General features: G+C 61.4%; 8 protein-coding genes. 3 read left to right on the forward strand and 5 right to left on the reverse strand.

The window, feature by feature from the left end; genetic code table 11:
* Positions 1–407 precede the first annotated feature (407 nt).
* Positions 408–1,301 (forward strand): LysR family transcriptional regulator, encoded by an 894-nt coding sequence (locus AC02Y0_RS00230; protein ID WP_476381466.1) that lies wholly within the window; start codon positions 408–410, stop codon positions 1,299–1,301.
* A 10-nt stretch (positions 1,302–1,311) separates the two neighbouring features.
* Here AC02Y0_RS00230 and AC02Y0_RS00235 read toward each other — a convergent pair whose 3' ends face one another.
* From AC02Y0_RS00235 to purU, 3 genes are all read right to left on the reverse strand, one after another.
* A complete protein-coding gene (locus tag AC02Y0_RS00235) occupies positions 1,312–1,719 on the reverse strand; it encodes a DUF3307 domain-containing protein (RefSeq protein ID WP_476381468.1) in 408 nt (135 codons plus the stop codon).
* Between the two features lie 160 nt (positions 1,720–1,879).
* On the reverse strand, positions 1,880–4,807 hold the full coding sequence (locus AC02Y0_RS00240) for an aminotransferase (RefSeq protein ID WP_476381469.1): 2,928 nt from the start codon (positions 4,805–4,807) through the stop codon (positions 1,880–1,882).
* 116 nt (positions 4,808–4,923) lie between these two features.
* Positions 4,924–5,808 carry a formyltetrahydrofolate deformylase gene (gene purU, locus AC02Y0_RS00245; protein WP_102021767.1) on the reverse strand — a complete coding sequence of 295 codons (885 nt, stop codon included), beginning with the start codon at positions 5,806–5,808 and terminating at the stop codon, positions 4,924–4,926.
* A 345-nt stretch (positions 5,809–6,153) separates the two neighbouring features.
* On the opposite strand from purU, the gene AC02Y0_RS00250 reads away from it, so the two are divergent.
* Together AC02Y0_RS00250 and AC02Y0_RS00255 are read left to right on the forward strand one after the other, a co-directional pair.
* The gene (locus AC02Y0_RS00250; protein WP_476381471.1) at positions 6,154–7,338 is read left to right on the forward strand and encodes a glycosyltransferase family 4 protein; all 1,185 of its coding nucleotides are present in this window, start codon (positions 6,154–6,156) and stop codon (positions 7,336–7,338) included.
* Positions 7,338–8,459 (forward strand): GumK N-terminal domain-containing glycosyltransferase, encoded by a 1,122-nt coding sequence (locus AC02Y0_RS00255; RefSeq protein WP_476381473.1) that lies wholly within the window; start codon positions 7,338–7,340, stop codon positions 8,457–8,459. Before AC02Y0_RS00250 ends, AC02Y0_RS00255 begins: the two co-directional genes overlap by 1 nt.
* A gap of 33 nt (positions 8,460–8,492) precedes the next feature.
* On the opposite strand, the gene AC02Y0_RS00260 is transcribed toward AC02Y0_RS00255, so the two are convergent.
* Both AC02Y0_RS00260 and AC02Y0_RS00265 read right to left on the reverse strand, forming a co-directional pair.
* The gene (locus AC02Y0_RS00260) at positions 8,493–10,961 is read right to left on the reverse strand and encodes a glycosyl hydrolase 2 galactose-binding domain-containing protein (protein ID WP_476381475.1); all 2,469 of its coding nucleotides are present in this window, start codon (positions 10,959–10,961) and stop codon (positions 8,493–8,495) included.
* Positions 10,962–10,971: 10 nt separating this feature from the next.
* Positions 10,972–11,937 carry a DUF1839 family protein gene (locus AC02Y0_RS00265; protein WP_476381477.1) on the reverse strand — a complete coding sequence of 322 codons (966 nt, stop codon included), beginning with the start codon at positions 11,935–11,937 and terminating at the stop codon, positions 10,972–10,974.
* Positions 11,938–11,944: the final 7 nt, after the last annotated feature.

Genomic DNA, 11,944 nt, shown 5'->3' on the forward strand with positions numbered 1-11,944 from the left:
TCAATGGATCCGAGGCCGGCTATCCGGACATGGGTCCTGTCCGATATCATTCCGCCTCGTACTGTCTTGTGATTTCTAGAAGACCGTTCTACCCCATTCCAGCGATAAATTCTCAAGAGATCATTCCGAAAAGGCATGACTAATACCAAGTCTCAATTATAGGAACCCATAGGATCGGCTCGACCGGTCGTGCTGGCTAGGAGAGATCCGAAGAGCGATGCTCTCGCATCGGTCAAGGAACTCGACGACGCCAGAACGGGCGGGAAGCCGACCGGAGGTGGCTTATTGTAGGCCTCTGGCGTTGTTGCGTCGCTTGGCCGATGCGAGAGCATCGACCTGCGCACCGCGCCTAGCCAGACGCCTGCAATAAGCCATCCTATAGGTCCCTATAATCGAGACTTGGTATCATGCTGCCTGCGCGTCGCTTCCTTCCGTCGCTTTCCCTGCTCACCGCCTTCGAGGCCGCAGCCCGGACGGGCAGCATCACGGCTGCCGCGCGTGAACTCGACCTCACCCAGAGTGCGGTGAGCCGCCAGATCAAGGCGCTTGAGAACCAACTCGAGGTCGAACTCTTCCTGCGCGAGAGGCAGACCATACGGTTGACGGTCGCCGGCGACAGCTATGCCCGCGAGATCCGCGAGGCGCTCCGCCGGATTTCGAGCGCATCGCTCAATCTGCGGGCCAATCCGCATGGTGGAACGTTGAACCTCGCAATCCTGCCGACCTTCGGTGCGCGCTGGCTTGCGCCGCGCTTGGGGCAGTTCCTTGCAGCCAATCCCGGGATCACGATCAACCTCGCGACGCGGCTGTCTCCATTTGACTTCCGCCTGGATTCGATCGATGCCGCCATCCATTTCGGTGATGCCATCTGGCCGGGCGCCGAGCTGACATTGCTGATGCAGGAGGAAACGGTTCCCGCCTGCAGTCCGGAGTTCAAGCGCGCGCATGGGATCGAGGTGCCGTCAGACCTGCTTCATGTGCCGCTTTTGCATCTGACTACACGTCCTGATGCTTGGGAGCGGTGGTTCACGGAGACGGGGGTCGCGTTCGAAAGCGTGCATGGCATGCTGTTCGACCAATTCGCCACGGCCTCACAGGCGGCGATCGGCGGCCTGGGTCTCGCGCTCCTGCCGACGTTTCTCATTCAGGAGGAGCTCAAGCGCGGGGAGCTTGTTCCGGCAGTGAACAGGCCCATGCCGAGTGCTCAGCGCTACTATCTCGCCTTCCCGCGTGAACGGGCTGCCTATCCGCCGCTCGTCGCGTTTCGCGAATGGATCGTTCGCGAATTGTCGCGGAGCTGAAACCTCGCGATCAAGTGCCGCTTGCGGCTGCTGCGATCCAGACTGCGAAGGCCAGATGGGTCAGGTGATGGAGGGTCTGGTCCACCCCGAGGAGCCACCAATAGGCAGCCTGCTCGACCTTGAAGCGGAAACGATGCTGGATCTGCGTCTTGCTCTTGTCGATCAGGCCGTGGACGATCAGGTCCACCAATGCCAACCATGCCATCTGCGGCGCGAGAAGCAAAGCGATCAGAAGCGTGCCGATGGCATGCACCGCGATGTGGGCGAGAAGAGGCGCAAACCAGCCGTCGACGCGCTCCTTGCCCTTTGCCATCCAGCCGGTCTGCAGAAGAAAGTCAGCCGCCAGGTGCTTGATGATGAACAGAGCTACGGCCCAGATCAACAGCTGGGTGGAGATTTGCTCCGGCAGGATGGGCATGGGTATTCCTTCGGCTTACTTTTGTCCGAAGATAGACCACTCTTGAAAACCCTGTGAAGCCGCCATTTAGTCTACCCAGATTTGGGCTTTGCGTTTCCTTTACGTCATGGAGCGCTTTCGCGACCATCTGTTAGGCGAATGGTAGTGTATGCAAAGCTCATCACCAGCCGTCGGAAAGTACCTTTTCCAGCATTTCCGCGAAGAAGTCGGCGCTTTCCGGCGTCAGGCACAGCGGCGGCTTTATTTTCAAAACGTTAAGATGGTCGCCTGTCGGTTGCATGATGACGCCGAGATCAAGCAGCCGGTCGCAGATCGCGGCCGTTTCCTCGGTTGCCGGCTCCAGGGTCTCCCGGTCGCGGACGAATTCCAGGCCAAGATAGAGGCCCATGCCGTGGACGGCGCCGACAATCGGAAAGCGTTGGCCGAGGGCTTCGAGGCGGGCCTTGAGGTAATCGCCGACATCCCGGGCATTCGCTTGCAGGTTTTCGTCGCGCATGATGTCGAGGACCGTCATGCCGACAACGCAGCTGACGGGGCTGCCGCCGGAGGATGAGAAGAAATAGCCCTCCTTCTCCAGGCTGTCGGCGATGTCGCGGCGTGTGATCACGGCGCCGAGCGGTTGGCCGTTCCCCATACCCTTGGCGACCGTGATAATGTCGGGAACGACGCCTTGTTGCTCGAAGCCCCAGAAGTGGTGACCGAGGCGCCCATAGCCGACCTGCACCTCATCTGCGATGCAAAGGCCGCCGCGTTCGCGCACCAGAGCGTAGACCTCCTGAAGATAACCAGGGGGCAGGGGAATGCCGCCGGCATTGCCGTAGACGCTTTCGGCGATGAAGCCGCCGAGATGCAGGCCACGCGCCTCGATCTCTGCGATCTTCTCGACAACTGCCTGAACATAGCCTTGGGTCGATCCGTCGCCGCGATACTGGCCGCGATAGGTATTTGGCGAGAGTACCGGGTGAACCCAATCGGGGCGCGTCTCCAGCGCGCGTGGATTGTCTGCGAGCGACGTGGAGACCGCGTCGCTTGCGACCGTCCAGCCGTGATAGGCTTCCAAGAGGCTCAGGATATTGCGGTGGCCGCTATGGGCCCAGGCGAGACGCAGAGCGAGGTCCACGGCCTCCGAGCCCGAATTCACCAGAAATACCGTGTCCAGGCCTTCCGGTGCCAGAGAGGCGAGCCGGTCGGAGAACTCGGCAACCGCGGCGTAATGGAAACGCGAATTGGTGTTGAGCATGCCCCATTGGCGCCCGACTGCTTCCGCGAGGCGCGGATTGCCATGACCGAGGATCGTGACGTTGTTGACCATGTCCAGATAGGCGCGGCCCTTGACGTCGAAGAGGTGTTCCTTCCAGCCGCGCTCGATCTGCGGCGGATCGGCATAGTAGTTTTTCTGAGGCTTGGCGAAGCTCTTGTGGCGACGTGCCAGGAGGCTTTCGCTCTCCGGTGCCGGGGCATCGATGCCGACGCCGAGCAGGCGGGAAGGCGACGGGCAGATCCTTCGCCAGATGGCGCTTTGCTGCGGTTTGGCAAAGAGCGGGGGAACCAGATCCGGATCGCGGCAAAGCTGGATGCGCAGGCCTCCGACGCCGCCAGCGGCCCCGGCAACAGCGCCAATCGCATCGCCGGCCTTGATGCTCGCTCCGTCCTCCAGGCTGCAGTCGATGCCATCGAGATGCAGGCAGAGATCAGGCGTGGAGAGGATCAGGTGATGGCCGTCGAGCATGATGATTGCATCGAAGGGTGCGAAGGCCTCCGTGCCTCCCGGCAGGCAGACGTCGATGTGAAGCGCGAAGGTTGCCGGTGGCGTCTGCGAGAGAGGCTTGGTGTAGGACAGGCGATGTTCGCCGTAGCGGGTCGAGGCAATGCCGGTCTCCATCGCAGCGCGGGCGAGAAGTTTCCAGTCGATCTCCTGGTCGGCCCAGCTGTCGCGCGGCAGATCCGGGCTTGTCACCGTCAGGTCGGTCAGCCGGAAGTCCGCAGGGTTCAACGATGGCAGAAGAGTGTGCGAGACCGTGACGTCCGGTGCTTCGGGAAGCGCTCCCGCAGCCTCGAGAATAGCCGCTTCCATCAGCGGATAGGGGACCGAGGTCGCGACCTCGAAGATCATTCGCTCGTGGTCGATATTGCCCAGAACATAGTCGTTGTCCGGATCGATCGAGAGCTGCTGCTCGCTGCTGGCGACGAGAACGCCGGCCCTGGCGACAATCAGGGGCCAGAGTGCCTTCAGCTCCGCCTGGTTCAACGGATAGCGTGCGTGGAAGGCCTTGACGGCGGGCAGGATGAAGAAGGGGTCGCCGTCGGCATGATGGAGCAGAGCTGCACAGGTGACGGCGAGGTCGGCCACCAGCCAGCCATAGAGGACATCGCCAAAGTCGATGACACCATCCGGCATAAGGCGCCGCGAGGCATTGGGCGTCGCCACAACATTGTCGTCGGTGATGTCGTGGTGGATCGCCTGCATGCGCAGTTCGGACGCGAGCGGCTGGAGGCGCTTTACAGCCATGATCATGGCCTTGGCGATCCGGTCGCGCTGCTTCTGGTCCGTCACGGATTTGAGGAGATGCAGGGCGACGGGGCCAGCGCGGCGCAGATCCCATTGCAGGTCGCGTTCCAGGCCTGCGTGACGGAAGTCCTTCAGTCCGGTTGCGACGCGCGCAACGATGTCGCCGAATGCGGCGACGACGTCTGGCGCTAGATATTTCTGACGCGTCAGCGGCTGGCCGTCGAGGTAGGAGAGCAGCCGGATCCAGTAGAATTCCTCACCGAGCTCGATCTGCGGAATGTATTCACCCGTGAGGGCGGGGATCGGTTCGGGAATGCGCAAGCCGATATCGAGATTGCGCAGATGGTCCATCGCGCGGTTCTGCGCGTCCAGTTCGTGCTGCGGATAGTCGGCCCGCGTGACCTTCAGGACGAGGCGCTCGTTGCCGGTATCGATGAGGAAATTGCGATCCTGCTGGCTGCCAAGTTCCCGGATCTCGCCGCTGAAGCCATAGAAGTCGTTGAAGATGATCTTGGCATCGGCCAGCGAGACGTTCGGGCGCGGCAGTTCGGTGCGCTGGAGCAGAGCCGAGTCAGCCATACATTTCCTCCCAGGGGAATCATGACGGGAGATTAGCAGAGCGTTGCTTGGCGTCTATCCCGCAGAACCGTTGGAGGAAAAGACAAAGGGCGCCGTTTCCGACGCCCTTGCAATGCTTAGCCCATGCGCTCTGAGGCGTAGGAGCCCGGGCTTGCCGGGAAGACGACCGTACGGTTGCCGTTGATGAAGGTGCGGTGGTGGATATGGGCGTGGATGGCCCGCGCCAGCACCTGGCTTTCCACGTCGCGGCCGATCGAGACGTAATCGTCTGCCGACTGCGCATGGGTGATGCGGGCGACGTCCTGTTCGATGATCGGGCCTTCGTCGAGATCGGCGGTTACGTAATGGGCCGTCGCACCGATCAGCTTCACGCCGCGCTCGAAGGCCTGCTTGTAGGGGTTCGCGCCCTTGAAGGAGGGCAGGAAGGAGTGGTGGATGTTGATGATCTTGCCGGACATTTTCTGGCACATCTGATCGGACAGGATCTGCATGTAGCGGGCGAGCACGATCAGCTCGGTGCCGGTCTGCTCGACCAGATCCATGATCCGGGCTTCGGCTTCAATCTTGTTCGCCTTGGTGACCGGGATGTGGTGGAAAGGGATGTCGTGGTTCACGACGACCTTCTGATAGTCGAAGTGGTTGGAGACGACACCGACGATCTCGATCGGCAGCGCGCCGATCTTCCAGCGGTAGAGCAGATCGTTAAGGCAGTGGCCGAAGCGCGAGACCATCAACAGCACCTTCATGCGCTTGGCGGCGTCATGCAGGTTCCAGTTCATGCCGAACTTCTCGGCGACGGGAAGGAAGCCCTTTTCGAGCTTGGCTTCATTGGCGCCTTCCTCCGAGATGAAGGAGACGCGCATGAAGAACTGGCCGGTGTGGAGGTCGTCGAACTGGGAGCTATCGACGATGTTGCAGCCCTGCTCGGCGAGGTAACCCGAGATCGCAGCGACGATGCCGCGGGTCGACTGGCAGGATACGGTCAATACATAGCTCGTCATCGGTTCTCTCATCTCCTCGGCGTGGCGCGGGCGCCGTGTCTCTAGCGCATGTCCGGCACGATCGGAAGCGTGCAGCATCGCTGATTGTTATCGTCCTCCAAAGGCGGTCGGCATTCGTCGATGCGAGCCCCTTCCTTTGCGATGGCCAGAGATTAGGGCAGGAAAAGCAAAACCTCGTTCCCATTGCGTCTTTCGAAGGCGCATCTTCGCCGTTGCCATGTGGCCGATGCAGAAAACTTCAGGCGTGCCCTCGAGCCAGAACGGGTGTGAAAACGTGACCTTAACGGTTTTCCGTTAGGCAGAGCGCATGAAATCGACCGTTGCTACCCAGAATGAAGGTGCGGCATGGAAAGCATGAACGCGTCACGGCCGAGGAGCGTCCCAGGTTTCGGCAGGGGAACGCGGATCGTGCAGATCGTGCGTCAATACACGCCGAGCCGGGGTGGTCTCGAAGACGTTGTGTCCAATCTGAGCCGTTCACTGGTCGAGCGCGGTTTTGCGGTGCGGGTGGTGACGCTCGACCGGTTGTTTCAGGCGCCTGATGTCGCTTTGCCCACGTCCGAGATCATCGACGGTGTGGAGGTGGTGCGTATCCCCTGGCATGGCAGCAGCCGTTACCCACTGGCGCCCGAGGTCTTTCGGCACATTGCCGATGCGGATCTCGTGCATGTGCATGGCATCGACTTTTTCTACGATGCGCTCGCGTTGTCGCGCCCGTTTCACCGCAAGCCGCTCATCGCCACTACGCATGGCGGCTTTTTCCATACGAAGAACTACGCGGCGATCAAGAAACTCTGGTTCGGCACGGCAACACGTGCCTCGGGATGGGGATACGACGCGCTCGTCTGTTGCAGCCAGTCTGATCTGCGGATGTTCGAGCCGATTGCCGGCGCTAAAGTGCGCCTGATCGAAAACGGCGTGGATATCGGTAAATTTGCAGGGCTCGCCAGCGAAGCGCCGGTGCGCCGGATGGTGACGATCGGGCGGTTCTCGGTAAACAAACGGCTCGACCGCCTGATCGAGGCCATGGCTGCTCTCAGAGACTTGGCGCCGGGCTGGCAGCTCGACATTATCGGCTCTCCTTCTGACCAGACAGAAGCGGACCTGCGTGAGGCGATTGCGGCACGGGGGCTTGAGAATGTCATCCGTCTGCATGTTGGCATTAGCAATGATGACGTGCGCAAAGTCCTGGCGCGGTCTTCGCTTTTTGTCTCGGCCTCGGAGTACGAGGGGTTCGGACTCGTCGCCGTCGAAGCTATGAGCGCCGGGCTGGTGCCTGTGCTTCACGGCAACGAAGCCTATCAGGCACTCGCTACCCGCCATCAGGGCGTTGTCGTCACCGACTTCTCCCGCTCCGAGCTTGCCGCGTCAGCCATAGAAGCGGCGTTCCAGCGTCTCTTAAGCTCTCCTGCGCTTCGATCGCAGATGATTTCGGGAGCGTCAGAGCACGGGTGGGACGGGGTCTGCGATCAGCATATTGCTCTATATCGCGAGGTTCTCGGACCGCGATTTCAGGAGGCGTTTGCGTGATGAAATCCTCGTCCAAGCGGATACTCGTCGTTTCAGGTCATCACTTCGCCGATGCGCCGCGCCGCGTCGACCTTCATTTCATGTCGGATCAGTTGCGCGCGGAAGGTGCCGCCGTCGATTTCCTGATCTGCCGTTTAAGCCCGATCAGCCGCTTCATTCGCGACGGCCGCTACAAGCATGCCCTGACGCGCCCCATCAACACCTGGTTTCGCCTTGACGAGCGGCTCGAGGAGTTCGTCTGGTTTGCACCGTTTCATCCGGTCAACCTGCGCTTCGGCTGGCTCAACGCGATGGTCTCGCCGATCTACAGGCGATATGGCCATTTCCTGCCGAAGGCGGTTATCGATCGCCTGTCCGAGTATTCCCACATCGTCATCGAAAGCGGGCCCTCACCGCTGCTGACGCGCTATCTGCGGCAGCATGCGCCGAAGGCCAAGTTCATCTACCATGCCGCGGATCGGTTGGAGACGATCCGGGTACATCCCTGCGTGATCGAAGAGCTGAACAGGACACTGCCGCTCTATGACCGGATCCGGATCATGGCGGAGGCCATGCGGGCCGATTTCGCCTCCCAGGATCGTGTCGTTTTCGTGCCGCACGGGATCAGCAAGACGCTATTCGATGAGGCAGCCGTCAGTCCCTACCAAGGTGAGCGTCATGCCATCAGCGTCGGCGACATGATGTTCGACGCCGGTCTCATCGAGACGCTGGCTGTCGCCAATCCGGACTGGACCTTCCACCTCTTCGGCAAAAAGGCCCAGCCTATGCAGCCCCGGGGCAATATCGTGGTGCATGGAGAAGTCTCGTTCGGGACGATCGTGCCCTTCATCAAGTTCGCCGATATCGGGATTGCACCTTATCGGCCGGGCGCCGGCGCGGACTATCTCAGTCAGTCCAGCCTGAAGATGATCCAATACAGCTATTGCCATTTGCCGATCGTGGCGCCGCGCTTTGCAGCCGCCGGTCGCGACAATGTGTGTGCCTACGAACCCGATGATCCGGCGTCAATGCGGGAAGCCTTCGAGCGTGCGAAGGTCATGGACCATTTCTCGATCGATACGTCTGACATCCTGACGTGGGAAGAAGTGGTCGCACAGCTTTTCCACGCTACCGACGCTTGATTCTGCGTAGAACACGCAGGCTGCGAGGCCCGTTCAAGAGAGTGTCAGGATCGAGTGGCTGCCGAGATGGCGGAGTGTGCCCTCAGGCCGCCGGGACTGATCGGCACCCTCGCGTGGATGGAGCCTGATACGCTTCGTGCGTCCGGGCGCCAGGTGGAACCAGTCGTCCTCGGGGCGGAAATGCTCGAAATCGAGGTGCACGGATTGGGCAAACTGGTTCGTCGTCAGGCCAATCCACCAGACGCCATCGATCCGATGAAAGTCGTATTCGATGCGGGCGGCATGCCTCGCCGCATGGCGCCCGAGCGGAAAATGGTAGGCTTCCGAGACGACCGATCCCTCACTGTCGATCAATCTTGCCACGGTCACGTCGTGTGATGGTGGGCCAAAGCGATAGGCATAGGTCGTGTCGAAGAATGCACCGAACAGATCGGTGGCTGCGATCAGATGGGCCGATCGCTCGTCCAGTGACATCGCCCGGCTTGCCGATATCACCGGCTGAGCGCCGTCGCGCAGGCAGGCAATCTCGAGCGTCACGCTTCGGCTTGCGGCTATCTCGTTGATGACGTGGATATCAAGCCCGTTGGTTCCTTCGTCTGACAGGAGCACCTGGATCGGGCGGAAGGCCCGCTTCAAGGCATACCAGACGGATTTCGGCTCTCCCGTTGCATCGATTACGCCCCAGCCGGGGCCCGCCTGAATGTCCTGGAAAGTCCAGGTGATCGCGCCGCGGCAGGAGGATCCAGTCCTGCGCCATTCGGCATAGGTCTCGGTGACGACCTCCGCCGTTGTGGCACGGGCGTGGTCAAGATAGGCGGCCGGGTCTTCCCGGCGCAGTCGCGCGGGTTCGACGGCATAAAGTTCGCCGAGATAGTGGTCTCGCACATCCTCGAAATCCCAGGACGCGCCGCGATCACGGGGGACGCGCGCCTTCCATCGGGGATCATGTACCGGGGATACCTGCAGATGAGCGTCGAGAGTGCGCTGCTGCGGAACATGCGCAGAGGCAAGGCACTCTGCGGCAAAGCGGACATTGGCGCGTCGGGCGTCTTCGAGGGGGCGTTGGTAGGCGCCGACGCCGTAGTAGTGGGTGACACCCTCATTCGGAGCGAATGGCATGCTGCCGCCATAGGGTGAGTTGGGGACGTAGGCCACGTCCGGGCGGTAGTCCTTGACGAGCTGAGCCAGCGTCTCGGTGAAGAATGCGCCTTTCCAAATGCGGTCCGGAAGCCCGAGCATGGCACCCTGCTGGAAGACTTCGCTGCCTCCAGCGACAACGACCAGCGAGGGGTGGCCCTGAAGCTCGCCGAGGAGGCTTGCCACTTCGGTCTTTGCGCGTGTCGCAAAGGCTTCGTCGGCGAAGGGATAATCGAAATTCGCAAACATCAGGTCCTGCCAGACCATGATGCCCAGTCGGTCGCAAAGGCGGAAGAAGTCGGCGCTCTCATAAGTCATGGTTCCGCCGATGCGGATCATGTTCATGTTGGCTTCGGCGGCCAGAGCGAGCCAAGGCGCATAGGCTTCTGCGGAGCCCGACAGTCGCAGGAGGTCGGCGCTGGTCCAGACGGAGCCGCGGCAGAAGACCGGCACACCGTTGACCTTGAGCCCGAAGCCCTTGCCGTCTTCGTCGTGGTCCACCTCGATCCGCCGAAAGCCTACAAGTCCGAGGGGGTGGATGCGTCCGTCTATCGCCAGCGTTACATCGTGGAGTGTGGGCTCGCCATGGGTTCTCGGCCACCAGGCGGCCACGGCAGGCAGTTCAAGGCGCGCCGTCATGCGCCCGTCTGGCTTCCTCTCGAGCTGGGCCGTGCGGCCACAGCAGAGGATCGCCATCTCTGCGCCGGTCTGTTCCTGCAGTTCGACCGTCAGGTGTCCGGTGCCGAAATCGTCGAGATCGGCTCGAATGCGCAGACCGGAGACCGCGTCGCGCGACGGACGAATGAGGTAAATCGGCCGGTAGGGGCCGACGGGATGGATCTCGGGACACCAGCCTGGCATGTGGCCGAGCAGGGTGGTGCGGACGAGACGTAGTCCCTGATGGTCCATCATCTGTGGGCGCCAGCGTGCCCTTGGCCCCTTCTGGTCCAGATGGGGCTGTAACGCGCGAAAACAGATCGCCAGTTCGTCGTCGCCTGAGAGGTCGAGCGAGAGATCGAAGGGTTCGAACATGCTGACGCTTGCGTGCCGCAATGCGCCGTTGACGAAGATATCTGCGATGGTCGCGAGACCTTCGAAGCGCAGGATTGCAGAGCCGGGCGTCTCCCCTGCCAGAGAGCGCAGATACCAGACATCCTTGTCATGCAGGGGGCTTGGATTGGCCGGATCGTAAAGGCCCGCATCGGTCAGTGCGCCGGCTGCTGTTCCGGGCACGGAAGCGCGAATGTGGAATGCAGCGCGAGGAAGGTCTGATGGGACAGCGTAACGTCCCGCTTCCGTCACCATGAGGGTCCAGCCGTGCTCCAGAGGACGTGTATCCGCCCCCAGATAGATCGTCCCCGTCATGTCTCAGTCCTCACGTCAGCCTCTGGCCCAGATCATCCATCAGCCGCTCCCAGGCCGCAATGGCCGGATCAAGGGCGGTTGCCAGCGGATCGAATTTCTTGCGGGTCACCGCGCGGGCTAGCTGGAACTGAACGGTCTTGGCGCATTCGCTGATCTTCAGCGCTTCGGCAATGGCGTTCCCATGCGCTTTCTCATCTAGCCAGGCAAGATGGCTTGCCAGCAGTTCGAAATTGGCGCCGAATTGGCGCAGCGTGTTGAAGGCGTATTTGTGGAAATAGCCAAAGGGGCGTTCGGCGACCGCCTCGACCTGCTTCGGGAACACGGAGGCGAATTCGGCAATTGGATTTTTGTCGGGTCGGCGCATGAAATGGCGGCGCAGGAGAGCCGTCGCCGTTGTCCGTTGGTGCGCGCTCGAGGACTGTGTCTTCGGGAATTTGGCGAATTCGGTAAAGGGAAGGAAGGGCAGGGTGCCTTCAGGAAGATTGCGCTGGAAGACGCCGTCGAAATCCTCGCCCCCAAGGCGGAAGAAGCCGCCGTTGTGGAAATAGTCCATGACCCGGTTTGCCATGTCCAGCCGGTTGATGCCGACGGTCGTTTTGCCGTGCTCCTGCCGGTAGCCGACACCTTGCGTGTCGGGCATGAAGTAGCTGTCCATCTCGACGAGGCAAAGGCGGCCGCGGGCGACCTGCTCGGCGACGTGGCTTTCGACGGTGTCGAAGATGGCAAGCTCGGTCACCCTGACGTCATAGAGCTCTTCGAGATCCTCTAGCGGGACCTTAAAGAAGGTGAACTGGTCACCTTCGAAATCCTGGGTCAGCGTGAAGCCGAGCATGGCTTCCGGGGTAAAGCCTGCTGCGGCCAGTACCTCGATCCAGAGATCGACATAGCAATTGGTTTCCGGCCACATGCGCTCCTGATTGTGGAGCGCATGGGAAGCGTAGTTTTCCGGATCGAGGCCGGGGAAGACCGATGTCATTGCGGGT

The sequence above is a fragment of the Allorhizobium sp. nf9_anc genome (assembly GCF_056323085.1).